Genomic DNA, 25,521 nt, shown 5'->3' on the forward strand with positions numbered 1-25,521 from the left:
TGCGCGAAAAGCCCGCTCCCGGGCCGCCGGATCAGATGCTGCCGCTGCCGCCGGGATGCAGAAGGAAGTCGCTCATGTGCAGGTTCGTCTTGGCAACGTGCTGCAGCAGGATGCTGTTGTTTCCGTCGAACTGAATCAGGGTGTTGCCCCCGACCTGCGCGACAGCGCTGCTGTTGACCCAAGCGTCGAAGGACGCCGCATCATCGGGGTTGAACGGCAGATTGGCCAGAAGGTCGATCTTGTCCTCGCCAGGCGCGAAATCGATGATCTTGTCGTGACCCATGTCGGCCGCGAACACGAAGTGGTCGGCGCCTGCGCCGCCTTTGAGGATATCGTCCTGCGCGGTCGAGAAGATCACGGCCTTGCCGTCGATCGGGTCTTCGGCGAGGGCGAACTGACTGGTGTTGCTGACTGGCGCGTCGTTCTTGGCACCCACGCTGTAGGATCCGCTACTGAACGCCGTCGTCCCGCCGGTCAGCTGCGGCATGGCAATGATCAAGCCGGAGGCCGAGCCATCGGTGCCATCCCAGGCCAGGAACGTCAGATGCTCGGTGTCGCCGCTGCCGGAGCCGTTGAAGCGTACCTTGGCGTCGGCGGATAGCAGCAGGACGTCACCATAGGCCAGATCGATCGTGAACCACTCCCCACCGGGAAGCTGATATTCCCAGCTTCCTCCCGCCCCACCATTATCGACCCCGGTAATGGCAATTCCATGCAGGGCGCCGTCGGGATCGTTAACCGTAAGCTTGTCGCTGCCGAAGAAGAAGTGGCCGTCGAAGACGGCTACACCATTATCGTTCGCGAGCTGCGCCACCTTGGTGGACACGCCCGGTTCGACCACCGGCGCATCGTTGACCGGCGTTACGATCACCGTTGCCGTATCCGACACCACGGAAAACGCCGTGGAGCCGCCCGCGAGCGATACGTCCGCCGTCGTACCGCTGGTTCCCGTCGTTTGATCCCAGGCCAGGTAGGTGATCGTAGCCGCTTCACCGTTCCCGCCGTCGGGCACATACCTGATCAAGTCAGTAGACGCCAACAGCAGCGCCGCTGTCGTCGACACTGACGGGAAAGCGACGAATGTGGTGCCGTCGGTGGAATATTCCCAGTGACCATGTCCGCCGGTCGTGCTGGTAATCGCGATGCCCTGCACCGCGCCATGATCGACGTCGGTAATGCTGGCCCCAAGGAAAGAGGCAATGGTCTGACCGGTGCTGGCCGGCGCATCTTCGGTGATCGGTGCCAGCGATGGCTGCAAAGCGGTCAGTACCGGCGCGTCGTTGGTGCCGGTAATGGTGACATCTAACGTGCGGCTGACCGTGCCGCCGTGGCCATCATCGAGCGTGATCGTGAAATGCTCGACCTTTGTCTCGCCCTTCGCAAGATACTCGACGGCCGCATCTGGAACGCTGTAGCTCCAGTTGATGATGCCGCCGGCGCCGTTGACGGTGTCTGGACTCACCGTTGCACTCAACGCACCCAGCGCACCGGCCGAAGCCGTGATGGTCGGGCTGATGGCGTGGGTGTCGGTCAGGTCGACATCCGCCAGCGCAATGGCGCCGGCGTCCGTCAAATTGCCCGCGGGCGCGACCTGTTCCGTCACCGCGCCCGTCACGTCCGCCGTCGCAACGACAGGATCGTCATTGGTGCCGGTGATGGTGATGACGAAAGCCTTCGAGGTCGTGCCGCCGTCGCCATCATTGATCGAGACCGTATAGGTCAGCTTCAGGACTTCGCCTTGCCCCAGATAGTCGAACGCGGTCGAAGCCGCCGCGAACGACAGGTTGACCGAGCCGGCAGACGAACCGGAATTCTTGGTCACCCCACCCGATGTCACCAGCGCGATCAGCGCGGCATCGTCTAGCGCAAGACCTGTGGTTTTGCCGGACGCCACCACACCGGTGATGTTGACGGTGTGGCCGACATCCGTCAGGTCGACGTCGGTGAAGGTGACCGGGATTGTTGTGGTCAGTGCTGACGTGTCGGTCTGTTCGGTGAGATTCTGCTGCGCAATGCCGGCAATCACGGGGGCGTCGTTGGTGCCGGTAACGGTGACGACGAATGTTTTCGGCGTTATGCCGCCATCGCCATCGTTGACCGAAACCGTATAGGTCAGCGTCAGCACCTCACCCTTGGCGAGATAATCGAACGCGGTCGAGGCGGCGGAGAATGACAGGTTGACCGAGCCCGCCGTAGAGCCGGCATTCTTAGTCACCGTGCCGGGCGTCACCAGCGCAATCAGCGCGGCCGCATCGAGTGCAAGGCCGGCGGTGACGCCGGACGCCGCCGCACCGGTGATGCTTGCGGTGTGGCCGACATCGGACAGGTCGAGATCGGTGAAGGTGACCGGAATCGTCTTGGTCAGCGCCGCAGTACCGGTCTGCTCGGTGAGGTTCTGCTGCGCGATGGCGGCGATCTCGGGCGCGTCGTTGCGGCCCTGGATGGTAACGGCGACTTCCTGCGAGGTGACGCCGCCATGGTTGTCGTCGACCTCGACCGTATAGGTCAGCGTGACCGTCTCGCCGCTGGCGAGGTAGTCGAAATAGCTGTCCGGCGCCGAGAACGACCAGTTTTGCGAGCCCTGCACGCCGTCGGTGGCATCGCTCAGCGTCCCCAGCGACAGCCAGCCGAGCGGAACCGTGCCGTTGGCGAGGCCGGTCTTGACGCCGGAGGCGTGAATGCCGGTGATCCGGGCCACATGCGTATCCGACAGATCGGGATCGATGAAGGTGATCGCCCCGCTCGCCGTATCTGATGCCGCCGAGCCGTGGGTGTCCGGCTTTTCCGAAATGGTCGCGACTTGCGGATCGCTGGTGATTTCAACGGTATCGTTGCTGCCGGTAACGGTGATGGTAATCGGCTTGGTCACGACGCCGCCATGCCCGTCATCGACGGTTGCGGTGTAGGTCAGCGTCAATATTTCGCCGTCGGCGAGAAAATCGAAGACGCCGTCAGCCGCGCTGTAGCTCCAGCTCGCCGATCCATTGTTGGTATTGCCGGTGGCCTGTACCACCGTCAGCGGCTCCTCGACGGCTGATATCGCCGCGAGCTGTTTGGCCGTGAGCTGCGAAGTGATGTTGACGCTGGATGCGTCGAGGTAGCTGAACGAGGTGAAGGCGGCGCTCGCCACCGGGCGGTCCGTCAGATCGACATCGGTGAAGGTGATAGTGCCGGCCGCGACATGGAGCGCGTTGGAGCCGGTCGGGTTCGGCTGGATGGGGTTGGAAAGCTCGGCAAAGGCGTCGCTGGTTGTGTCGATAGTTGGCACGTCGTTGGTGCCGACGACGACGACGTCGGCGCCCTGGATCGTGACCGTGATCGGGATGGAGACGACGCCGCCATGGCCATCGTCGACCTTGGCGATGTAATTGAGGACCAGCGTCTCGCCTTCGGCGATGAAATCGAACTTGCTGTCCTCGATGCTGTAGCTCCAGGTCGCCGTGCCGTTATTGGTGTTGCCGGCCGTCTGCACCACGCTGAGCGGCACCTCGACGGCGAGGACTGCCGCGAGTTGCTCCGCCGTCAGCGTCGCGGTGATGTCGTTGCCCTCGGCGTCGTAGTAGCGGAACGGATCGCTCGTGGAGATCGCCGCGCTGACGACCGGTCGGTCGGTCAGGTCGACGTCGGCGAAGGTGACGGTGCCCGTCACGGTATCGACCGCCGTATTGCCGGTGCCGATCCGCTCGGTGATTTCGCCGGCGGTCGCGGAGAGCGTCGGCTTGTCGTTGGTGCCGGTGACGACGATCGTGAACGGCACGAACGTCGTCTCGTTACTCGGCGCGTAGTTGTTGTCGACCCGCGCCATGTAGGTCAGCGTCAGCGTCTCGCCGGCAGCGAGGAAGTCGAACGCGCCGTCGGAGACGTTATAAGTCCAGGTCGCGGTGCCGATGTTCTTGCCGTTGGGGTCCTGTGCCACAACCAGCGGGACTTCGACCGCCGTGATCGCCGCCTTTTGCTGCGCCGTCAGTGTCGCCGTGACCTCGACACCCTGCGCATTCTTGTAGGTGTAGGACGAAAATTGCGTGCTGACACTCGGCGTGTCGCCAGCATTGACGTCGAGATAGGTGACCGTGCCGGACACTGTGTCGACGGCCGGGTTGGCGGTGACACCGGCCCGCTCGGTAACCGCGCCGCCAAACGCAACCGCCTGCGGTGGGCCGGGAATGTGCACGAGTTTTTCGACCGGGGCAGCATCCTGCCCGGCGGCCACTCGTTCCGGAATGTTGAGGAATTGCAGCGTGACCGGAACGACACTGTTGCTTGCCAGCTTGAGGAACAGCGTTTCCGGTTGGATCGTATCGGTAAAATTGGTCGTGAGCTTGGTGTTCGGGTTGTTCAGGTCGGTGAACTTCAGCGAGAAAACGTCGCTGATGATCTTCTGCGCATCGGGCGACAACTGCACCGAGGACTGGAAGCTGACCCCGCCCTGGCCGTTGATAATCGTCTGCGTACCGGCCCGGTTGACCGTCGCGATCTGCGTCAGCGTCGTCTTGTCGTACAGGATGTAGGAGCCGGTGGTGCCATCGGGCTCGATCAGCACCTGGAATTTCGCGGGCGGCGCGATGCCCTGGCCGGGCACTTCGAAATCGATCTCAACCAACACCGCGGTGCCACGGATGCCCATGGTCGCGACCGGCGTGTCGATCTTCATATCGCCTTTCTTGGCGGTGGCGCCGGCGACAAAGGAGATCGTGCCCTGCACCAGGCTTAGCAGCGACTTGTTGTCCGACCCGTTGGGGTCGTAGACCATTTCGTTGAGCACCATCCTGGCGTTCGAGGCGAGGCCGAACACGGTGCCGTCGATGAAGGTGATGCCTAGCGTCGAATCCGAGCCGGATTGGACGACATCGCCTTTGTGAACGGTGTCGCCCTGGTTCAGGATGACAGACACGCCGTTGCGGATCGCGGTCGCGTTCCCGGTCAGCTTGGTGACATGCCCGATGATGGCCGGCGCCACGCTGCCGCTGCCGTCGGCTTGCGCAAACTGCATGTGCCCGCTCAGCGCGCTGACGATGTCGCCGGTGAGATGGGCGCCATCGGGCGAGGCCAGCGCCGCGCGCTTCTCGCCCTTGAAGTAGTCGCGCAGCACCACCTCGTGGTCGCCGCTGCTCAGGACGAGGTCAACGCCGGACCGCTTGAAGTCGCCATGGAAGAGCAGATGAGCATCAGAAATAATTATGGCGTCGGAAGGCGCCTGTGTCGAAATCTTGTCGACGTGAAGCTTGCTGGAAGACGAAAGATGGCCGTGCTGTGACAGCGGCCCAAGGTCAATGTCCGCGCCGGCGAGGGGATCAAGTCCGCCCGATCCGAATTTGCCGGCGTAGTTCAATGGGGCACCGCATCTAAATGGTTAAGAATTATAAAATTTCCCTGCGGGATTTTCATACCACGCAGGTAACCAACACAAAAGTACGCACGCCGCGAACACCCTCTATATGAGGTGTGCCTGCAACAGGTCCGAAAAGGACCGGGGAACTGTCGGGCGGGAGTATGGCAATGGCAAGGCCAAATTTCACACGCCGAACCGAAAAATTAGGCAGCGCCCGCGCCCAGGGACAAAGGCCAATAGTCAGAATAACTTATCTTCGCCGCACCGCACCGAATCCGGCTCTCTCTTAGGGGATCCAAGGCTGCCTTGGCGCCAAAGTCCAGCTACTGGAATCGCCAGATGCACCGCGAGACCGATGGCCGTTCTGGGGTTGTAAGCCCCTCCGACCGGCCCGCCCGATTAGGTTAATCCACCAGCCGCCGGAGCCGGGTGCGCACCGGTGATGTCGGCCGCAACCGGTAAGATCTCCTTCAGGCTATTTCGCAACTCGGCCGCCGGCCGCCCCTCGCCTTAAGCAGATCAAAAGCCCATCCGCCCATCCTGTCGCCTGCAAATGATCCGGTCACGCGCAGGCCCTCCACGCCCGCCGATGCCCGGACAAGGGGCGTCAGATGGGGTTGTCGGTCTACGCACGCGCATGGCGTGCGGGCATCGTCGCGTGCGGCCTGGCCTGGTTCGCACCCGCGGGGCTGCGGGCTGAGACAGCGGATACGCCGGCGACGGCGGCGGTCGAGGTCCAGCCATCGGCGGAGCCGTTCGCCCTCGCCACCATCTCCCTCACCAGCGGCGGACTGCTCGACAAATGGCTCGGTGTGCAGCGCCGGCTCGACGACGAGATGGTGCAGCTCGAGCTCTGCGAAGGCGACCGTGACGGCTGCGTCTCACAGGCCGCAATCAAATTCCTCGACATTGTCGGCGCCGCCCGCCAGCGCGACGGCCGCGCCCGTCTCGGCGAAATCAACCGCACCATCAATCTTGCGATCCGGCCGGTCAATGACATCGCGCAACACGGCCAGATCGACGTCTGGACATCGCCGCTCGCAACGCTCGAACGCGGCGGCGGCGACTGCGAGGATTACGCGATCGCAAAGTTCGTCGCGTTGCGACGCGCCGGGCTCACGTCCGACGATCTCAGAATTGTGGTCTTGCACGACACCATTCGTGGCGAGGACCACGCGGTCGCCGCTGCGCGGCTCGATGGACGCTGGCTGATACTCGACAACCGCCGCATGGCAATGGTTGCCGATGCCGACGTCAGGAACTTCCGTCCGACATTCGTGATCAGTGAACGGGGCGTGATGCGATATACCGATTCCTCCCTGCTCGCCGATGCCTCGAACCGGAAGCCCGCGGCTTCGCTCGTCACGAGCTCACTGGCCGCCTTCGCGAACCAGCCAGCCGAATACACCGACTGACGACTGACCGCGCGCAAATGTTGCGCGGTGACAATCGGCAACAATCTGCTTTCCTTGCCGGATATTCCTCGCCGCGCAATCAATGGTGCGGTGCAGCCGTAAGCCGATTGCATCTTCGAAACATCACCCGACGTAGTTTGGTGCATCGCTTCGTGCGCAGCTCACGCGTCATCTTCGACTTTCGTATTGACGCTTTCCCGTTTCAGGAAGATTGTTGCTGCACAGTGCCAGAAAATAGGCGCGCTTAAAGTTCATTGGGAGGGACAGCATGAAGAGCATTGCGTTTGCCGCAAGCCTTGTATTTCTTGCGCCACTCGGTGCAAGCGCTCAGACGACCGAGCAGTTGGTCAAGGGAGCGGCCGATACAAGCAACGTTCTCAATTACGGTATGGGCTACAATCTGCAGCGGTTCAGCACGCTGACGCAGATCAACAAGGATAACGTCAAGAACCTGGTGCCGGTGTGGAACTACAGCTTCGCCGACGATCGAAGCGCGCAGTCACAGCCATTGGTATACCAAGGCATCATCTACATCACCAGCCACAACGCGACGATGGCGGTCGACGCCAAGACCGGCAAGCAGATCTGGAAAACCAAGGTCGAGTATCCAGCAGAGACGCCGCGCATCGTGTGTTGCGGCATCATCAATCGCGGCGGTGCGATTCACAACGGCAAGCTTTTTCGCACCACGCTCGATGCCCATGTCATCGCGCTCGACATGAAGACCGGCAAGGAGCTGTGGCGGCAGAAAGCGGCCGACTTCAAGGAAGGCTATTCGATGACCGTGGCGCCGCTGGTCGCCGACGGCGTGGTCATAACAGGCATTTCCGGCGCCGAGTTCGGTACGCGCGGATTCATCGATGGCTATGATCCGGAAACCGGCAAGCGCCTGTGGCGGACCCACACAGTACCGAGCCCCGACGAGCCCGGCGGCGACACCTGGAAGGGTGACACGTGGAAGCTCGGCGGCGGATCGACCTGGATCACCGGCTCCTATGATCCGGAGCTGAACACGGTGTATTGGGGCGTCGGCAATCCCGGGCCGTTCAACGCGGCGGTCCGCCCCGGCGACAATCTGTACACCTGCGCGGTGCTGGCGCTGGAGCCGAAAACCGGCAAGATCAAATGGCACTATCAGTTCTCGCCGAACAATCCGTTCGACTACGACGCCGTCGCCGAGATGGTGCTTGCCGACATGACCATCGAAGGCAAGCCCACCAAGGTCCTGATGGACGCCAATCGCAACGGCTTCTTCTACGTACTTGACCGGACCAACGGCAAACTGCTCGCGGCCAATCCCTACGTCACCGTCAACTGGGCCAGCGGCATCGACATGAAGACGGGCCGTCCGATCGAGACCGATGTCTCCAAGGACGCCCGCGACGGCAAGAAAGTCCTGGTTCAGCCGTCGATCCTCGGCGGCAAGAACTGGGAGCCGATGTCGTACAACCCGCAGACCGGCCTCGCCTACGCCAACACGCTCAACATCGGCGGCAATTACAAGTCCGAGCCGGCCGTCTTCAAGCAGGGCGAATGGTATCTCGGCATGGACCTGACGGATCCCTGGGCGTGGCCCAACGGTCCGCGCGGCTATCTCAAGGCCATCGATCCCATGACCGGCAAGGCCAAGTGGGAAGTCGGAAGCGACATACCGCGATTCTCGGGCGTATTGTCGACGGCCGGCGGGATCGTGTTCTCCGGCCAGTTGACCGGCGAGTTCGACGCCTTCGACGCCAACGACGGCAAGAAGCTGTGGAGCTTCCAGACCGGCTCCGGCATCGAAGGACAGCCGGTGACCTGGCAGCAGGACGGCGTCCAGTATGTCGCCGTCACCAGCGGTTACGGCGGCGTCTACTCGATCTTCTCCGGCGATGAGCGGCTTGCCAACGTGCCGACCGGCGGGTCGCTGTGGGTGTTCGCGGTAAAGAACTGATCGCGGAACGCGGATGATCGACAGGGTACCCAGGTTGACGGCGGCATCTATTGCCGCCGCTGCGATGGCTATAATCGCGTGGATGACGATGCCGGCCACCGCACAGCAACAGGCGGCTGTCAGCGATCAGGCGCTGATTGCTCCCGGCCGAACCACCTATGCGCAGAAGTGCTCGCACTGCCATGGCCCGAATATGGTGACAGCGGGAACGGTCGCGCCAGACTTGCGCGCATTTCCTGATGACAACGCGCGGTTCGTCAACACGGTGAAGCACGGCAAGAACAACATGCCGCCGTGGAAGGACATTTTGAGCGATCAGGAGATCACGGAGATCTGGGCTTTCGTGTCGAGCCGGAGGAAGCCATGAAGCGCCGGCTGGCCTTTGCCGCCGCACTGCTGGCGACGGCAACAACGGTGCACGCGGCTGAAGATCCACTCAAGATTTGTCTCGACGAGAACGTACCGCCGCTTTCGCTGCATCAGAGCGGCAAGCCCGACAGCGGGTTCGACGTCGTACTTGCAGAGGCGGTTGCGGCACGCTTGGGGCGGCCGCTCAAGATCCAATGGTTTGAAAGCAAGCTCGACGAAACCTCGAGCCCGGCGCTCGAAGCCAACGCCTTGCTGTCCGATGGCCGCTGTTCACTGGTCGGCAGTTATGCGCTGACCAAGGACGCGCTGGTGGTGCCCGGCGTCAAGACGGCAAGGTTGCCGGATTTCGAAGGCGCGACCCGCGACGACCGCCGCCGCCGCGTGCCGGTCGGCGTGCTGGCCCCAAGCCAGCCCTATGTCTATTCACCGCTCACCGTGGTGCTCGGCGAGAAGGCGCAGGGCCGCAAGATCTTCGGCATCCGTGATCTCGCCGGGCTTCGTATCGTGATCGAAAGCGGCACGCTGGCCGATGCGATCCTAATGACGTTCGACAAGGGACGGCTGATCGACGACATCACCCATCTGGTTCCGGGGCGGGACGATCTGCTCGGTGCGCTCAATCGCGGCGACTTCGATGCCACATTGCTCGACCTGCGCCGCTTCGACGCCCACCGCGCCGCCCATCCGGACAGCAAGCTCACGGCGTCCGGCTACTATTATCCGATCGGCGTCAACCGGGGCTATGTCGGCCTCGCCAGCGATCCCGCGCTCATCGTCCTGGTCAACAAAGCGCTCTCCGAGTTGCAGACGGCGGGAACCATCGCCGACCTCGCCAAGGCAGCCGGCCTCACCTATCTGCCGCCGGTGGAGCCCGCGATCCTCGGCGACCAGTTGCAGCAGGTGCTGCAACAATAGAGCCGGGCTGCGGCGGTTTCGTCATTGCGAGCCAACGGGTCGCGCGAATGCGCGCCCGATGACAGGCTCCGCGAAGCAATCCACCTCTCCGCACGGGGATAGATGGATTGCTTCGTCGCTTCGCTCCTCGCAATGACGACGTTTGCTGTCCGAACTAACCGCTCAAGCCAAACAAAAAGGGCTGCGCGATCGTCTCGCGCAGCCCTTGTCCAGCTCGCTGTCATCCGAGTGAACGCCTTATCAGAACATCAGGCCTTCCTTGACCAGCACCCAGCGGCCGTTCTTGACCTGCTGGACCTGGGTGATGGTGTTGGCGAGATGGTTGGTCTTGGAGAACTTGGTCGGCGGCGAGTTGAAGATGTCGAGGAATTGCTCGCCTGATTCCAGCGCGTCCAGCATCTTCTGCCCGGTCAGATCCTTGCCCGCCTTGTTGGCATAAAAGGCAAAGGTCTGGATCGCATTGTAGCCGATGATTGCCTGCGTGTTGGCGTCCGAACCGAACATCTTCTTGTAGTTGGCGAGCCAATCCTTGACCTTGCCCTTGGCGGTGTCCTCGTAGGGGATTTCGAAGCCCGAGGCCGCATAGAGCCCTTCGACCGCTTCCTTGCCGAGAGCCGGCACTTCAAGCACGTTCACAGGCGTGGCACCGAGGAAGGTCACGTCCCATCCGAGCTTCTTGGCTTCCCCCATCGCCCCGATCGGCTCGCGGATGACCGCGCCGAGCAGTACCATATCGCAGCCGTCGGACTTCATCTTGGCGACCTGCGCGCTGAAGTCGGAAGCGCCGCGCTTGTAGCTGGTGACCGAGGCCGGCTGAACCTTCATCACCTCGAGCTGCTGGTTGAAGCCGTCGAGCACGTTCTTTCCGTACTCGTCGTCCTGGTACATGATGCAAGGCTTCTTGAAGTTTTTCGTTTCCATCATGTACTTGACGGCGGCGCGCGTGCTTTCAACGTAAGGCAGCAAATTGTTGAACTTGAGCCGTTCCTGCGGCTTGGCTGGATCGAACTTGAAGGTGAATTCGGCGGCGGTCAGCGGGAACAGCTGCAGCACGCCGGCATCGAACAGGATGTCCTGCGCCGCGAGCACGGTGGGCGAGCCCATCGGACCGACCATGGCGAACACCTTGTCGCGCTCGACCATCTTCTGCGACGCCAGCACGGCGCGCTTCGGATCGTAGCCGCTGTCTTCAATGACCAGCTTGATCTTGCGCCCCTGGATGCCGCCGGCGGAGTTGATCTCCTCTACGGCCATCTTCATGCCGTTCGATACCGGCACGCCCCAGAACTTGATCGGGCCAGACAAGTCCTGATGGGTGCCGATGACGATCTCGCTCGCCGAGATGCCTTGATCGGTAACCTTGGTCTGGGCGGTGGCCGGTAATTGCGTCAGCGCAAGGGCGCTCACCGCAAGGCCCAGCACCTTGAACGATTTCGACATTGCAGTCTCCTCTTCCTTGGCCCGTGTTGCGCGAAGGGTGGGGCCTTCTCGATCCTTCGCCGTTTTCAAATAGTTTGGTTCTAAAGATCGCTACGCCACCGCCTTCTCACGATACATGGCCTCGATTTCGGTCGCATAGCGCTTGTTCACAAAACTGCGCTTCAGCTTCATGGTTGGCGTCAGCTCCTCGTCCTCCGGCGTGAGCTGGCGTTCGATCAGGTAGAACTTCTTGATGGTCTCTACGCGCGCGAAGTTGGCGTTGACCGCCTCGATCTCGCGCTGGATCAGATCCTGGATTTCCTGCGCGCGGCACAGGCTGGCGTAGTTGGTGAAGGGAATGTCGTGGTCCTGGGCGAATTTCTCGACATTCTCCTGGTCGATCATCACGAGGCAGGTCAGATACGGCCGCTTGTCGCCGATCACCACGGCATCGGAGACGTAGGGCGAGAATTTGAGCTGGTTCTCGATCTCCGACGGCGTGATGTTCTTGCCGCCCGAGGTGATGATGATGTCCTTCATCCGATCGGTGATCCGGACAAAACCTTCATTGTCGATCGAGCCGACGTCGCCGGTGTGCAGCCATCCTTTGGCGTCGATGGTCTCGGCGGTCTTCTCCGGCTGGTTCAAGTAGCCCATGAACAGGAAATCGCCGCGGATCAGGATTTCGCCCTGCGGCGAGATCGCAACTTCCCCCCAGGGCGCCGCCTTGCCGACCGAACCGAGCTTGATGCGATCGGGCGGCATCACGGTGGCAACGCCGCAATTCTCGGTCTGGCCGTAGACCTCGCGCATGTCGAGACCGAGCGCGAGATACCAGCGGATCAGATCCGGCGCGATCGGCGCGGCTCCGGTGAATGCCAGCCGGCAGCGGTCGAGCCCGAGCATGCGGCGGATATTGCGGAACACCAGCCAATAGGCAGCGCGGTTGGCGAGCCGCAGCGACAGCGGCGGCGTGTCGCCCTGCAGCTTGTACTCGGTCATCCGGTTGCCGATAGCGAGCGCATTGCGATACATCCAGTTCTGGAACGTGGTCGCATCCTTCAACGCGATGGTGATTCCGGAATAGAATTTTTCCCAGATCCGGGGCACCGCGAGGAACGCCGTCGGCTGCACCTCGCGCAGATTGTCCGGCACGGTTTCCGGGCTTTCGGCAAAGTTCATCACCGATCCCAGCGCCAGCGAGACGTAATAGCCGCCGATCCGTTCGGCGACATGGCAGAGCGGCAGGAACACCAGCCGCTCCTCGGAATCGGTCGACGGAAACAGATCGTTGGCGTGGCGCATCTGGTGCGTCACACTGCGGTTGGAATGCATCGCGCCTTTCGGTGGGCCCGTGGTGCCGGAAGTATAGACGAGGATGGCGAGATCCTCCGCACGGCGGCTTCCGATCATCTCGTCCCAGAGCGCTTCCCTGCCCTGCGCATGGTTGCGCCCGAGCGCGGTGAACTCAGCGAGCGACAGCACCATGGGATCGCTGAACGCGCTGAGGCCTTCCATATCGAACACGACGATCTTCTGCAGTGTCGGACAACGCGAACGGCAGGTCAGGATCTTGTCGAGCTGCTCTTCGTCCTCGGCGAAGATCACCTTGGTCGAGGAATCGTTGATCAGGTATTCGACCTGCGAGGAGGAGTCCGTCGGATAGATGCCGGAGGAAACGCCGCCGGCGCAGAGGATGCCCATGTCGGCATGGACCCATTCGGGCACGGCGTTGGCGATGATCGAGGCGACGTCGCCCGGCCGAAAGCCGCTCGCATGCAGGCCGTAAGCGATGTCCTTGGATATCTGCAGCCATTCGCGCCAGCTGGTCGCCTGCCAGATGCCGAACTTCTTTTCGCGGATGGCCGGGCGGTCGCCGCGGGTCTCCACGGATTTGAGAAAACTTCTCGCGATCGTATCGGCGACCGTCAGCACTGCAGCTTTCGCCATGCGCGCTCTTCCTCCCTCTTGTCGCCTGCTATCTGCCACCGGTCTTGGGAGCCGGTCTTGGGTCAAAAGCAGGGTTAGAACTTAGCTCGAATTCGCTCGTAACGCCAAGGCCTTACCTGCGGCATCTTTAGTCTTAAGCATGATCTTGCCGGACGGCCGGCGTGCACCTTCCCGCATCATGCCCTAGCGCCAGGTCTTCTTCTTTTTCCAGCGCCGCTCGCCGCGGGCGCCCTCTTCCTTGGCGCCGAGATAGAATTCCTGGATATCCTTTGAATTCATCAGCCGCTCGCAGGTGTCGTTCATCACCACACGGCCGATCTCCAGCACATAGCCGTAATGCGCCGTCTCCAGCGCCACCTTGGCGTTCTGCTCGACGAGGAGGATGGACATGCCCTGCTCCTCGTTCACCCGCTTGATGATAGTAAAGATCTCCTTCACCAGGATCGGCGACAGCCCGAGCGACGGCTCGTCCAAGAGCAACAGCGTCGGCCGGTTCATCAGGGCACGCCCGATCGCCAGCATCTGCTGCTCGCCGCCGGAAAGCTGGCCGGCTGGCTGGTTGATGCGCTCCTTCAGCCGCGGGAAATAGCCATAGACGCGATCGAGATCCTCGGCGACGCCGTCGCGATTCTTGCGCGGATAGGCGCCCATCATCAGGTTCTCGCGCACCGACAGGAACGGAAACACTTCGCGTCCCTCCGGCACGTGGCTGAGGCCCAGCCGCACGATCTTGTCGGCTTCCATGCGCTGGATCGGCTTGCCCAGAAATTCGATCGAGCCCTTCTGGGGGTCGAGAATGCCGGAGATGGTCTTGAGCACCGTGGTCTTGCCGGCGCCATTGGCCCCGAGCAGCGTGACGATGCGGCCGCGCGGCACCTCGAGGCTGATGCCTCTGATGGCCATGATCGGCCCGTAATAGCTCTCGATATTGCTGAGCCTCAGGATGATATCGGAAGCGCTCATGGCATCATCCTCATGCGCCGAGATAGGCGGCGACGACGTCGGGATGGCGCTGCACCTCCGACGGCGAGCCCATCGCGAGCACGCGGCCGTAATTGAGCGCGATCACGCGGTCGGAGACGCGGTTGACCAGCGTCATGTCATGCTCGACCATCAGGACGGTGATGCCGAGCTCGGATTTCATGTCGCGGATCCAGAACGACATGTCCTCGGTCTCCTCGACGTTGAGCCCGGAGGACGGCTCGTCCAGCAGGATCAGCTTCGGCTCCGAGCACAGTGCGCGCGCCAGCTCGATCACCTTGCGGACGCCGTAAGGCAGACCCGAGATCAGCTTGTCGCGATAGGCTTCGAGGTCGAGGAATTCGATCACCTGCTCGACGCGCCGGCGATGGGCCTTCTCGCCGGCACGTACGCTCGGCAGGAACAACAACTCCTGCCAGAGTTGCGTCGTGGAGTGGCGGTGACGGCCGACCAGGAGATTGCTCAGCATGGTCGCATTCTCGAACAATTCGATGTTCTGGAAGGTACGCGCAATGCCGAGGCCGGCGATCTCGTAAGCCGGCTGCTCGGTGATGTCCTGGTCCTCGAAGAAGATCTTGCCCGAGGTCGGTGGATAGATCCGCGAGATCAGGTTGAAGATCGAGCTCTTGCCAGCGCCGTTCGGGCCGATGATCGAGAGGATCTCGCCCCTCTCAACCGCGAAGCTGACCTTATCGACCGCTTTCAGGCCGCCGAAATGCAGAGACAGGTTTTCCGCACGGAAATAGCTCATCGGTTCCGCTCCGATTTCACGTAGATCTTCTGACGCTTGAAGGTGGCGCGCTTGTAGAGCGGGAATAGCTGGAAGAAGAGTTTTATCTTCAGCCAGCGCCCGTAAAGACCGAGCGGCTCGAACAGCACGAACAGCACGATGATGATCCCGTAGATGGCGCCCTTCAGGCCATTGGCGGAGGCGATAGCCGAGGCGTTGGCGTGAATTTTTCCGGCCGTTATGCTGTCGGCGCCGAAGGTCGCGGCCAGCCCTGCGATGACGCTGGGCATATCATCCTTGAGGTAGGTCAGGAACGGATCGATCATCACGAGGAAGATCGCACCGAGCACCGCGCCATGCAGGCTGAAAGTGCCGCCGATCAGGATCACGATGATGAACTCGATCGAGAGCTGTAGCGTGAACATTTCCGGCGAGATGAAGGAAAGCTTGTGCGCGAACAGCACGCCGGCAAGGCCAGTGATACCAGCGCTGATCGCAAACGACTTCACCTTGTAGAGCGCAACGTTGACGCCCATGCTGCGCGCCGCCGTCTCGCTGTCGCGAATCGCGACGAAGGCGCGCCCCGTGGGCGACCGTAACAGATTGAGCGTGCCGACGATGGTGAGGACCAGGACGGCAAGACAGAGATAATAAAAGGTCGGCCCGTTCTGCGGCACCGCCTGGCCGAACAGGCTCAGCGTCTTGACCCGCATGCCCTCGTTGCCGTTGGTCACGTTTTCCCAGCGCGCCAGGATTTCTTCGACGATGAAGGCAAAGGAGATCGTCGCGATGACGAGATAGATGCCCGTCAGCCGCAGCGCCGGAAAGCCGACCAGCGCACCGACCACGCCGGTGAGCAGGCCGCTGGCCAGAAAATAGACCGGGAAAGGCACGTTGTATTGCTGGAGATAGGCCGCCGTGTAGGCACCGATCGCCAGAAACGCGGCATGACCGAGCGAGGCCTGCCCGGTGAACCCGGTGAGGATCATCAGGCCGACGCCGACGGTCGCGTAGATGCAGACGAATACCAATTGGCTGACCAGGTAACTCGACAGCACGAACGGCGCGATCAGCAGAAACGCAACCAGGATGCCGTAGGAAATATAGTAGCCGCTGTGCGGAAACAGCTTGATGTCGTCTTCATAGTCCGTTTTGAAAAGAAATCGCATCAGACCTTCTTCCGCGTATGAACACCGAACAGGCCTTCGGGCTTGAGCAGCAGCACCACCAGGAGAACGATGTAGGGCGCGACGTCCTTCCAGCCCTGCGGCAGGTAGAAGCCGGCCATGCTCTCGATCACGCCGATCAGGACGCCGCCGACCACCGCGCCGGGAATCGAGCCGAAGCCGCCGAGCACGGCGGCGGGAAACGCCTTCAGGCCCAGCACCAGGCCGACATTGGAGTGAATGAAGGTGATCGGCGCCAAGAGCACACCGGCGGCGGTCGCCACTGCCGCGGAGATCGCCCACACGATCGACACCACGCGCTTGACCGGAATGCCCATGTAGTAGGCAGCCAGCATGTTCTCGGAGCTGGCACGCATCGCGGTGCCGAGCGTGGTGCGGTTGAAGAACAGGTACAACAGCGCGCAAAGGATGATGGTAGCGGCGATCACCGAGAGCTTGTCATAGGCCAGCACCAGCGAACCGATGCGCAGCACGCCTTGGCTGAACGGCGTCTCGATCTTGAAATCGTCGGTGCCCCAGATCATGCCGACCACGGAGCGCAGGAAATACCCAAGCCCGATCGTCGCCATGATGATGGAAAACTGCGGATAGCCGAGGATCGGACGCACCACGACGCGCTCGGCCAGCATGCCGAACGCCGCCATCGCCGCGACCGCGCCGGCGAATCCGATCCAGTAATTGAGGCCGAGCATGCCGATGAACGTGAACGCGAAGAACCCGCCCAGCATCATCAAATCGCCCTGGGCGAAATTGACGACCTCGGTTGCCTTGTAAACGAGCACAAATCCGAGCGCGATCAGGCCATAGACGCAGCCGAGCGCGATGCCACTCACCAGCTGCTGAACGAAGTCCAGCATCATTTCCCTCCCCGATGCCGGCGATTCTGTCGATCGCCTCTTTCGCATCTTGTGTCTACACGCTGCGTGGTATTCCACGACGCAGCGGCACATGTCCCGCTGCATTGAGCCGAAAGGTTCAAGCCCTGTCAACAAAGCGCTGCGTGCCGCGCCGTTAACAATTGCGGAGAAATGCCGCAGCCCGGGAAGTTGCGGGGTTCGCTGCGATTTGGCGTGCAAAATTCACCGTGCCGAAAGTTCTTCGGTTCATGGTCCGCGATGACCTAACTGGATCGTCCCGAAATCATGAAACCGCATGTATCGGCGCTCGAGGTGCGAAGGTTAACGAAGCGTTTTGACCGCCCGGCGGTCGACGCGCTCGACCTCACCATCCGCACCGGTGAATTCTATGCCCTGCTCGGTCCCAACGGGGCGGGCAAGACCACGACCTTGCGCATGGTTGCCGGCCTGCTCAAGCCCGATGCCGGCTCGGTCTTCATCTTGGGGATCGACGCGCTTGCCGATCCCGTCGCCGCCAAGCAGGTCATGGCCTGGGTCTCCGACGAGCCGATGATCTACGACAAGCTGACGCCGCTGGAATATCTCGAATTCGTCGCCGGCCTGTGGGGCATCGATCCTGCGGTGTCTGCTCCCTCCGCGCACCAGCTTCTGCTGTCGCTCGGGCTGGAGCCGCATCTGCACGAGCGCTGCGAAGGTTTTTCCAAGGGCATGCGCCAGAAGGTCGCGCTGGCCGGCGCGCTGGTTCACGATCCCCGGCTGATCATCCTCGACGAGCCACTCACCGGGCTTGACGCGCTGTCGGCGCGCCACGTCAAGGGGTTGCTGCAGGAGCGCGTCCGCTCCGGCTGCACCGTGATCATGACGACGCATATTCTCGAGGTCGCCGAGCGGATGGCCGACCGGATCGGCGTCATCGCCGCGGGTCGCCTGGTGGCCGAGGGCACGCTGACCGAGCTGCGCCAGCAGAACGGCCGCGGCGACACCAGCCTCGAAGATATGTTCATCGCGCTCATCGATACCACCGCGGCCGCCGCATGAGCTCGGCCGCGGCACTCTCCTGGTTTGCCCGCCACGAAATCCGCCTCGCCTGGCGCGAATGGCTGGCGATGATGACCGGCAGCCGGGGAAAAAGGAAGCGCGCCATCATCTTGCTGATCGCATTCGCCGCCATCATGCACCTGCCGGCCTATGCCGTGATCGGCCGCTTCGCCGATCTGCAGTTTCCGCTCGGCAAGCCCGAGCTGATCGTCATCACGGCGACGATCTTCCTCGCCTGGGCGTTGATGCTGTCGCAGGCCATCGAATCGGTGACACGGGTATTTTATGCCCGCGCCGATCTCGACCTCATCATGTCCTCGCCGGCGAACCTCGCCAACGTCTTCTCGGTGCGGATCGTGGCGATTGCGCTCTCGGTCACCGGAATGGCGCTGCTGTTTTCGACGCCCTTTGTCGACGTGCTCGTGATTGGCGGCGGCGCGCGCTGGCTGCTGGCGTTTGGCCTCGTCGTCGCCATTGGCCTTTCGGCCGCGGCCGTTGCAATCGCCATTACCCTGCTGCTGTTCAGGCTGATCGGCCCGAGCCGCACCCGCCTCGTTGCGCAGATCGTGGCGGCCGTGATCGGCGCCGGCTTCGTCATCGCGTTGCAGGTCGCCGCCATTCTTTCCTACGGCACGCTGTCGCGCTTTGCGGTGCTGACCTCGGATGCGGTCTCCGCCCATGCGCCTGATCTCGAGAGTCCGCTATGGTGGCCGGCACGCGCCGCGATCGGCGACGGCCTGGTGCTGTCCTGGCTATTGGCCTGCAGCCTTTTGCTGCTCGGCGTCGTGATGGCATCCTTTTCGCCAAGATTTGCCGAGACCGTTGTCAGCGTCGCCGCAACCGCCCGGACCGTCAGGCGCGGACCGCGCGCGACAGCGTTTCGAAACGGCTCGCGGCAGCAGGCGCTACGCACCAAGGAATTCCTGCTGCTGCGGCGCGATCCCTGGCTTTTGTCGCAAAGCCTGATGCAACTATTGTATCTGGTGCCGCCAGCCCTGATGCTATGGCGAAGCTTTTCCGAGAGCTCGACGGCAATCGTGCTGATCACACCCGTGATCGTGATGGCCGCGGGCCAGCTTGCCGGCGGCCTCGCCTGGCTGACGATTTCCGGTGAGGACGCCGCCGACCTCGTCGCCACCGCGCCGCTAGCGCCGTCCGGCGTGATCCGCGCCAAGATCGAGGTGGTGCTGATGGCGATCGCGGCGATCTTCGCACCGTTGATCGCAGCGCTTGCATTTGCTTCGCTGGCGCAGGCAATCGTCACCGCGCTCGGCGTCCTCGTTGCGACCGTCTCCGCCACCGCGATCCAGCTCTGGTTTCGCGTGCAGGCCAAGCGCAGCCAGTTTCGTCGTCGCCAGACCTCGTCGCGGCTGGCGACCTTCGCGGAAGCCTTCTGCTCGATCGGCTGGGCCGCGACCGCAGCGCTCGCCGTTACGATTCCGGTCGCGGCCGTCATCAGCGGCGCACTGACATCAGGGATTCTGGCCGCGACTTGGAAGATTAGCCCGCGGCGAGCGTGAAGGGCTGCGCTTCTCCTCATCATGGCCGGCCTTAGGCGCGGATCAGCTCCATCACCGCCGCCGCGAATGCCTCGGGCGCTTCCTGCGGCAGATTGTGTCCGGCCCCCGTCACGACGCGGTGGACCCGGCGGCCGGCGAATTTTGCCGCACTGGCCGCGCCATCGGTCGCGAGGGCGACGCCATCGTTAGCGCCGTCAAGCGTGATCGACGGCACCGTGATCGCAGGCAGCGCCGCCAGCCTGTGCTGGATATCGGCATATTGCGGATCGCCATCGGCAAGACCGAAGCGATGGCGATAGCTATGGATCACCACATCGACATAGTCCGGATTGTCGTAGGCCCGCGCCGTCCGTTCGAAACAGGCCTCGTCGAACGCCCAGCTCGGCGACCATTGCTTCCACAATATCCTCGCGATCTCGCGCCGGTTGGCGGTGAGGCCGGCGCGGCCGCGCTCGAGATGGAAGTAATATTGATACCACAGCGCCACCTCGCGTTCAGGCCGCATCGGCACCATGGCGTTGGCAATATCCTGGATCAGGTAGGAATTGACGCAGACGAGCCCGATGCAGCGTTCCGGCCAGAGCGCCGCGCCAACGCAGGCCGCGCGCCCGCCCCAGTCATAGCCCGCGAATACCGCGCGCTTGATGCCGAGCGCATCCATCAGCGCCATCATGTCCGCACCGACCGCCGCCTGCTCGCCCGAACGCAGCGTCCTCGCATCGCGAAACCGCGTCGGACCATAGCCGCGCAGATAGGGAACGACGACGCGGCAGCCCTGCGCCGCCAGTTGCGGCGCAACGTCGACATAGGAATGGACGTCGTAGGGGAAGCCGTGCATCAGCATCACGGCCGTTCCATCCGCGGGACCCGCTTCGTAACAGGCGATGCTGAGAGCACCGGCATCGACTTGACGCAATGGTTCGAGCCGTTTGGACGATGGCACGCGCGGCGTGGAAGCGGTTGCGGCTTTTTCGGACAAAACGACCTCCCTGGTTGAATTTCAGACTAGGTCAGGCCCGCCTCCAGATGAAGCAAATCCGGCGAATGGCTGTGCGCTATTCTGATCATGACGGCTGCGGATTTCGGCGATACACTGCAAGGCGCGGCCTTTGCCGCAGACGGGTCATGTCATGTTGCGATCTCTTTCTGTCGCCATCGCCCTCCTCGGCTCGCTGATTGTTGCGGCAGTCGCGCAGCAGCAGCCATTGCGCAGCGAGTGCCTGGCGATGGCGAACGCACCGCCCAGCGCGATCCCGGCGAGCTTCCGGCGCGTTGCCGCCAAATCCCAGGAGGTCGCGATCACCTATGTCGGGCACTCCACCTATTATATCGATACGCCCGAGGGCGTGCGGATCGCGACCGACTTCAACGGCGCCTACCGGACCGGGCGGCTGCCCGACGTCGTCACCATGAACCGGGCGCACTCGACGCATTACACTTTATTTCCCGATCCGAAGATTCCGCATGTCCTGCACGGCTGGGGCGAGAACGGGCAGGCCGCGCAGGTCTCGACCCGCGTCGGCGACGTCTATATCCGCAACGTGCCGACCGATATCCGCCGCTATTATGGCGAGGGTTCCGGCGCGATGCTCAAGGACGGCAACTCGATCTTCATCTTCGAGGTCGCCGGCCTCTGCATCGGCCATCTCGGACATCTACACCACAAGCTGGATGAGACGCATTTTGCCGCGATCGGCCGGCTCGACATCGTGATGGTGCCGATCGACGGCACCTATACGATGTCGCTCGACGGCGTCTCCGAGATTACCAAGCGCCTGCGCTCCTCCGTGGTGCTGCCGATGCACCGCTTCGCCACGCCGCTTGACGAATTCATGCGCCTGATCGGCCAGCAATTCACCATCGACCAGCGTAGCGAGCGGACCTTGAAGATTTCGCGGGAGACGCTGCCGGGCACGCCGACGGTGATCATTCTGGAAGGGGTGTGAATTTACGGGCGCTATTGGTAACTACCATCATTGCGAACGAAGCGAAGCAATCCATATCGCGGCATAACGGATAGATGGATTGCTTCGTCGCTTCGCTCCTCGCAATGACGAGGAGCCTGTAACAATCAACAACAATAATGGGAGCGAAACTCATGGCTGCCAGCACTGCCCCCGCCTCCAGCAGCGGACTTTATGCGAATCCACGCGAAGACTGGCTGGCACAGCACACCGAGGAGATCATCGATCCCGCGCGTCCGATCATCGATCCGCACCACCATCTCTGGGACCGCGGCGGGCTGCGCTACATGATCGAGGAGATGGCCTCCGACATCGCCTCCGGCCACAACATCATCGCGACCGTCTATGTCGACTGCCGCTCGATGTACCGCAAGCATGGCCCGGAAGCGTTCCGCCCCGTGGGCGAGGTCGAGTTCGCCAATGGCGTTGCCGCGATGGCGGCGAGCGGCGGCTACGGCACGGCGGCGATCTGCGCCGGCATCGTCAGCCACGTCAACCTCTTGCTCGGCGAAGGCGCACGGGCCGTGCTGGAAGCGGAGATCGCCGCCGGCAACGGCCGCTTCCGCGGCATTCGCCACTCCTCGGCCTGGGACGCCGATCCCAACGTTGCCGGCATGTATGCGACGCGGCCTAAAGGGCTGCTGCTCGACGGCACTTTCCGCAAGGGTTTCGCCTGTCTAGCGCCGCTCGGTTTGAGTTTTGATGCCTGGCTGTTTCATCCGCAGATCGGCGAACTCACCGATCTTGCCCGCGCTTTTCCCGATACCAGGATCGTGCTGGACCATTGCGGCGGCCCGGCCGGCATCGGCCGCTTTGCCGGCCGGCGCGAGCAAGTGTTTCCGGAGTGGAAGGCTTCGATCCAGGAAATCGCCCGCTGCGAAAACGTCGTGGTCAAGCTCGGCGGCCTCGCGATGTGCCTGCTCGGCTATGACTTTCACCTGCGACCCAAGCCGCCCTCATCGGAAGAGGCCGCCGCCGCATGGCGCCCCTATATCGAAACCTGCATCGAAACGTTCGGGCCCGACCGATGCATGTTCGAAAGCAATTTTCCGCCCGATAAGGGCCAGTGCAGCTATCAGGTGATCTTCAACGCCTTCAAGCGGCTCGCGGCGCAGTATAGCGAGGCGGAGAAAACGGCGCTGTTCTCGAAGACGGCGATGGAGACCTACAAACTTAAGCTGGAGTAGGCGCAGCTCCGCGAATGGGCCTCACGCCCACTCGCCTTTGCGGAATACCGGCACGCGGCTTCCGTCGGCGTGAACGCCGTCGATGTCGGTCTCGGCCGTGCCGATCATCCAGTCGATGTGAATGAGGCTCTTGTTGCCGCCCTGACCCGCAATCTGCTCCGGCGTCAGCTTGTCGCCGCCAACGAAGCATTTTGAATAGCACTGCCCGAGCGCGATGTGCGAGGCGGCGTTCTCGTCGAACAGCGTGTTGAAGAACAACAGCCCGCTCTTGGAGATCGGCGAGGAATGCGGCACCAGCGCCACTTCGCCGAGGCGCGCCGCGCCCTCATCGGTGTCGAGCACCTTCTTCAGCACCTCCTCACCGCGGGAGGCCTTTGCCTCGACGATGCGGCCTTCCTCGAACCGGACCTGTATGTTGTCGATCAGCGTGCCCTGGTAGGACAGCGGCTTGGAAGAGACGACATGGCCGCTGACGCGCCGGCAATGCGGCGTGGTGAAGACTTCTTCGGTCGGGATGTTGGCGTTGCAGGTGATGCCGTTCTTCGCTGTCGAGGCGCCGCCTTCCCACTCATGGCCGTCGGCGAGGCCGATGGTCAGATCGGTGCCGGATCCGGAATATTTCAGCGCGTGGAAACGCTGGCCGTTCAGCCATTCGGTCCGCTCGCGCAGCACGGCGTTGTGCTTCTCCCATGCAGCGACGGCGCCGTCCTGATCGACGCGGGACGCCGCAAAGATCGCATCCGCCAGCTTCGCCACGGCGACATCCTCCGGCACATCCGGGAATACCTGCCGCGCCCAAGACGGGCTCGGATAGGCGATGATGTTCCAGTTGGTGTCGAAATTGACGATCTTCTCCAGCGCCGGCTGATAGGCCATCGAATTGGCCTTGCTGGCACGCGCCACCTTGGCCGGGTCCTCACCCGACAGCAGCATCGGATTGTCGCCAACAATGGCAAGGCGCGCGGTGTTGGCGGAGAATGCCTTCGCCATGCCCTCATAGAGCCAGTTGGCGGCCCGATCGAAACTCTCGTTGTGACCATAACGATAGCGCGCCAGCGTGATCTCCTCGTCCGACAGGAACGGCGTCACCAGCCCCGCGCCGGCCTTGTAGGCGTGCTCGGCAATCCGCCGCACCAGCGGCAGCGCGACGGAGGGCGCGGTGAGCAGCAAATCCTGTCCGGGCTGCAACCGCAAGCCGACCTTGACCGCGACTTCGGCGAGGCGGTCGAGCTTCACGGGATCGATCGAGGCGGAAACGCTGCGCTGATGTGCGGTCATGATTCTTTCGGCCAATGCTGCTGGATTCTTTGAAGCTTCGCAGCCCTTGACCGATCACGGGAAATCAAGCCAGGGCGAGCGAAGCGCCTGACAACAGCAATAGCACAAGAATGATCCGGCGAAACCCGATCTCGTTCACGTTCCGGAATGCAACAATGCCGAGCACGGAACCGGCAAACAGCGCCGGCAGGCTGATCGCGAGGTCGACCACGAGTTTGGGAGACAGGCTTTGGCGCCCGAGCAACAGCGCCAGGGCCAGCACCTGCATGATGGCGATGAAAGGTTGCACCAGACCGCGCTGGTCGCTCTTCGGCATGCCGCGTATGTCGCACCAGATCGTCGGAACAGCGCCGGGCATGGCCGTCAAGCCGCCGACCAGGCCGCCGCCGAATCCGATCAGCGCGGTCAAACGCCGGCTCGCCGCGACGCCATCACGCATCAGTGTTGGCCGGAACAGCATGTAACCGGCATACAGCGCCACGATGATACCGAAGCCGATGCGGAGGAAATGCGTATCCGCGTTCTGTAGAAGGTAGATCGCAATCGGAATGCCTAGCGCGCCGCCGACGATCAGCAGCAGGCTGCCTTCCCATTGAATGTTCCGGCGTAGCGCCCACAAATTGGCAGCTTGCACGCCGATGCTGCAGGCCATCATCAGCGGCACCGCCTCCATCGGCTGAAAGATGCGCAGGAGGATCGCGCCCGCGACGGCGGAAAATGCAAAACCCGCAAGGCTCGACACGAAGGCGCCGGCGAACACGGCGACGCTCAACAAGAGATGGGTCGCCATGTCGGGCATGTCGTCATCCTCAGCTAGTCAAATGGCAATGCCGGCGCCGGTGGCTTCGTAGCGCCGAGGCATATCGCGTCATCGTCCAGCGCCGGCCGTGACGCATACGCCAACGGATCGGCCAGCACGGCGCTGGCGGCTATATGAAGGATCAGTATCAGGGCGCCGATGATGGCGAGTGACGTGACGCTCAGCGGCGCCCCGTCACGCAAAGCGAGTCTGGGGGGTCTCACCTGTCCTGCGGCCGGCGCGCGCGGGCGCGATACTTCCGTGGGCATTTCGATCGCTCTTTTCAGTATCTCGGGATTCCGCCTCGGGCTTCGGGGGACGCACCTGCGCCTGCCCGGCCATCAAATGCCGGTAACGGCGAAGCACGCGGATCGCCTCGCGGCGCCGCGAACGATGAAGCGCCTCGAGGATGCGCGCAAAGAATCCCTTGCGCTTCCTGCGCTGGCCCGGCTCGCCTTCAACGGAGTGAGTACGCATCGCTGATGCCCCGCGTCGGTGTGTGTTTCGTGCGGGCAACATGTCAGCACGCGCGACGAAGCGCTGTGAAATAGTTCACAGGGCATTCATTGCGCGAGACAAATGGACGTGAGTCGGCTTGACGAACCCTTGATTTGCCCTTGAGGCGGGACGCGCCACGTCTTCGTCAGGCA

Annotated in this window: 19 protein-coding genes; 9 read left to right on the top strand and 10 right to left on the bottom strand. The window is 62.7% G+C overall.

Annotated elements, in window-relative coordinates:
- Positions 1-31: 31 nt before the first annotated feature.
- Positions 32-5,329, bottom strand: a complete 5,298-nt coding sequence (locus QA643_RS36475; protein ID WP_283030511.1) for a VCBS domain-containing protein — start codon at positions 5,327-5,329, stop codon at positions 32-34.
- 611 nt (positions 5,330-5,940) lie between these two features.
- Here QA643_RS36475 and QA643_RS36480 point away from each other — a divergent pair.
- The 4 genes from QA643_RS36480 to QA643_RS36495 all read left to right on the top strand — a co-directional run bounded on the left by QA643_RS36480 (position 5,941) and on the right by QA643_RS36495 (position 9,961).
- Positions 5,941-6,744, top strand: a complete 804-nt coding sequence (locus tag QA643_RS36480) for a transglutaminase-like cysteine peptidase (protein ID WP_283030512.1) — start codon at positions 5,941-5,943, stop codon at positions 6,742-6,744.
- 268 nt (positions 6,745-7,012) lie between these two features.
- Entirely contained in the window at positions 7,013-8,677 is a 1,665-nt protein-coding gene (locus tag QA643_RS36485; protein WP_283030514.1) for a methanol/ethanol family PQQ-dependent dehydrogenase, read from the top strand.
- 82 nt (positions 8,678-8,759) lie between these two features.
- Positions 8,760-9,044, top strand: coding sequence for a cytochrome c (locus tag QA643_RS36490; RefSeq protein WP_283030515.1), 285 nt, complete (start codon positions 8,760-8,762; stop codon positions 9,042-9,044).
- Complete coding sequence (locus QA643_RS36495; RefSeq protein WP_283030516.1) at positions 9,041-9,961, top strand: transporter substrate-binding domain-containing protein; 921 nt, start codon at positions 9,041-9,043, stop codon at positions 9,959-9,961. The genes QA643_RS36490 and QA643_RS36495 overlap by 4 nt, the downstream gene beginning before the upstream one ends.
- Positions 9,962-10,201: 240 nt before the next feature.
- Here the strand turns inward: QA643_RS36495 and QA643_RS36500 are convergent, their stop codons facing one another.
- From QA643_RS36500 to QA643_RS36525, 6 genes are all read right to left on the bottom strand, one after another.
- On the bottom strand, positions 10,202-11,401 hold the full coding sequence (locus tag QA643_RS36500) for an ABC transporter substrate-binding protein (protein ID WP_283030517.1): 1,200 nt from the start codon (positions 11,399-11,401) through the stop codon (positions 10,202-10,204).
- 90 nt (positions 11,402-11,491) lie between these two features.
- Entirely contained in the window at positions 11,492-13,330 is a 1,839-nt protein-coding gene (locus QA643_RS36505; RefSeq protein ID WP_283030518.1) for an AMP-dependent synthetase/ligase, read from the bottom strand.
- Between the two features lie 183 nt (positions 13,331-13,513).
- Entirely contained in the window at positions 13,514-14,293 is a 780-nt protein-coding gene (locus QA643_RS36510; protein ID WP_283030519.1) for an ABC transporter ATP-binding protein, read from the bottom strand.
- 10 nt (positions 14,294-14,303) lie between these two features.
- Positions 14,304-15,062 carry an ABC transporter ATP-binding protein gene (locus QA643_RS36515; protein WP_283030520.1) on the bottom strand — a complete coding sequence of 253 codons (759 nt, stop codon included), beginning with the start codon at positions 15,060-15,062 and terminating at the stop codon, positions 14,304-14,306.
- Complete coding sequence (locus QA643_RS36520; RefSeq protein WP_283030521.1) at positions 15,059-16,210, bottom strand: branched-chain amino acid ABC transporter permease; 1,152 nt, start codon at positions 16,208-16,210, stop codon at positions 15,059-15,061. The genes QA643_RS36515 and QA643_RS36520 overlap by 4 nt, the downstream gene beginning before the upstream one ends.
- Positions 16,210-17,085, bottom strand: coding sequence for a branched-chain amino acid ABC transporter permease (locus QA643_RS36525; RefSeq protein ID WP_283030522.1), 876 nt, complete (start codon positions 17,083-17,085; stop codon positions 16,210-16,212). The genes QA643_RS36520 and QA643_RS36525 overlap by 1 nt, the downstream gene beginning before the upstream one ends.
- A 285-nt stretch (positions 17,086-17,370) precedes the next feature.
- Between QA643_RS36525 and QA643_RS36530 the strand changes: the two genes are divergently transcribed.
- Positions 17,371-18,123, top strand: coding sequence for an ABC transporter ATP-binding protein (locus tag QA643_RS36530; protein WP_283030523.1), 753 nt, complete (start codon positions 17,371-17,373; stop codon positions 18,121-18,123).
- Entirely contained in the window at positions 18,120-19,643 is a 1,524-nt protein-coding gene (locus tag QA643_RS36535; RefSeq protein WP_283030524.1) for a permease, read from the top strand. Before QA643_RS36530 ends, QA643_RS36535 begins: the two co-directional genes overlap by 4 nt.
- A gap of 31 nt (positions 19,644-19,674) precedes the next feature.
- Here the strand turns inward: QA643_RS36535 and QA643_RS36540 are convergent, their stop codons facing one another.
- Positions 19,675-20,559, bottom strand: coding sequence for an alpha/beta hydrolase (locus QA643_RS36540; RefSeq protein ID WP_283035050.1), 885 nt, complete (start codon positions 20,557-20,559; stop codon positions 19,675-19,677).
- A gap of 214 nt (positions 20,560-20,773) precedes the next feature.
- Between QA643_RS36540 and QA643_RS36545 the strand changes: the two genes are divergently transcribed.
- Positions 20,774-21,589: an MBL fold metallo-hydrolase gene (locus tag QA643_RS36545; RefSeq protein WP_283030525.1), complete on the top strand. Its 816-nt coding sequence runs from the start codon at positions 20,774-20,776 to the stop codon at positions 21,587-21,589.
- Positions 21,590-21,741: 152 nt separating this feature from the next.
- Positions 21,742-22,794 carry an amidohydrolase family protein gene (locus tag QA643_RS36550; RefSeq protein ID WP_283030526.1) on the top strand — a complete coding sequence of 351 codons (1,053 nt, stop codon included), beginning with the start codon at positions 21,742-21,744 and terminating at the stop codon, positions 22,792-22,794.
- 21 nt (positions 22,795-22,815) lie between these two features.
- Here QA643_RS36550 and QA643_RS36555 read toward each other — a convergent pair whose 3' ends face one another.
- Positions 22,816-24,072: an aminopeptidase gene (locus QA643_RS36555; protein WP_283030527.1), complete on the bottom strand. Its 1,257-nt coding sequence runs from the start codon at positions 24,070-24,072 to the stop codon at positions 22,816-22,818.
- 64 nt (positions 24,073-24,136) lie between these two features.
- Entirely contained in the window at positions 24,137-24,871 is a 735-nt protein-coding gene (locus QA643_RS36560) for a sulfite exporter TauE/SafE family protein (RefSeq protein ID WP_283030528.1), read from the bottom strand.
- 261 nt (positions 24,872-25,132) lie between these two features.
- Between QA643_RS36560 and QA643_RS36565 the strand changes: the two genes are divergently transcribed.
- Positions 25,133-25,354, top strand: coding sequence for a hypothetical protein (locus QA643_RS36565; protein ID WP_283030529.1), 222 nt, complete (start codon positions 25,133-25,135; stop codon positions 25,352-25,354).
- Positions 25,355-25,521 lie beyond the last annotated feature (167 nt).

This window comes from Bradyrhizobium sp. CB3481 (assembly GCF_029714305.1).
Lineage (GTDB): Bacteria > Pseudomonadota > Alphaproteobacteria > Rhizobiales > Xanthobacteraceae > Bradyrhizobium.

Bases quoted from the DNA above. Each gene is read 5' to 3' on its own strand.
- QA643_RS36480 (WP_283030512.1), top strand. From the start codon at position 5,941: ATGGGGTTGTCGGTCTACGCACGCGCATGGCGTGCGGGCATCGTCGCG.
- QA643_RS36485 (WP_283030514.1), top strand. From the start codon at position 7,013: ATGAAGAGCATTGCGTTTGCCGCAAGCCTTGTATTTCTTGCGCCACTC.
- QA643_RS36490 (WP_283030515.1), top strand. From the start codon at position 8,760: ATGACGATGCCGGCCACCGCACAGCAACAGGCGGCTGTCAGCGATCAG.
- QA643_RS36495 (WP_283030516.1), top strand. From the start codon at position 9,041: ATGAAGCGCCGGCTGGCCTTTGCCGCCGCACTGCTGGCGACGGCAACA.
- QA643_RS36500 (WP_283030517.1), bottom strand. From the start codon at position 11,401: ATGTCGAAATCGTTCAAGGTGCTGGGCCTTGCGGTGAGCGCCCTTGCG.
- QA643_RS36505 (WP_283030518.1), bottom strand. From the start codon at position 13,330: ATGGCGAAAGCTGCAGTGCTGACGGTCGCCGATACGATCGCGAGAAGT.
- QA643_RS36510 (WP_283030519.1), bottom strand. From the start codon at position 14,293: ATGAGCGCTTCCGATATCATCCTGAGGCTCAGCAATATCGAGAGCTAT.
- QA643_RS36515 (WP_283030520.1), bottom strand. From the start codon at position 15,062: ATGAGCTATTTCCGTGCGGAAAACCTGTCTCTGCATTTCGGCGGCCTG.
- QA643_RS36520 (WP_283030521.1), bottom strand. From the start codon at position 16,210: ATGCGATTTCTTTTCAAAACGGACTATGAAGACGACATCAAGCTGTTT.
- QA643_RS36525 (WP_283030522.1), bottom strand. From the start codon at position 17,085: ATGCTGGACTTCGTTCAGCAGCTGGTGAGTGGCATCGCGCTCGGCTGC.
- QA643_RS36530 (WP_283030523.1), top strand. From the start codon at position 17,371: ATGAAACCGCATGTATCGGCGCTCGAGGTGCGAAGGTTAACGAAGCGT.
- QA643_RS36535 (WP_283030524.1), top strand. From the start codon at position 18,120: ATGAGCTCGGCCGCGGCACTCTCCTGGTTTGCCCGCCACGAAATCCGC.
- QA643_RS36545 (WP_283030525.1), top strand. From the start codon at position 20,774: ATGTTGCGATCTCTTTCTGTCGCCATCGCCCTCCTCGGCTCGCTGATT.
- QA643_RS36550 (WP_283030526.1), top strand. From the start codon at position 21,742: ATGGCTGCCAGCACTGCCCCCGCCTCCAGCAGCGGACTTTATGCGAAT.
- QA643_RS36555 (WP_283030527.1), bottom strand. From the start codon at position 24,072: ATGACCGCACATCAGCGCAGCGTTTCCGCCTCGATCGATCCCGTGAAG.
- QA643_RS36560 (WP_283030528.1), bottom strand. From the start codon at position 24,871: ATGCCCGACATGGCGACCCATCTCTTGTTGAGCGTCGCCGTGTTCGCC.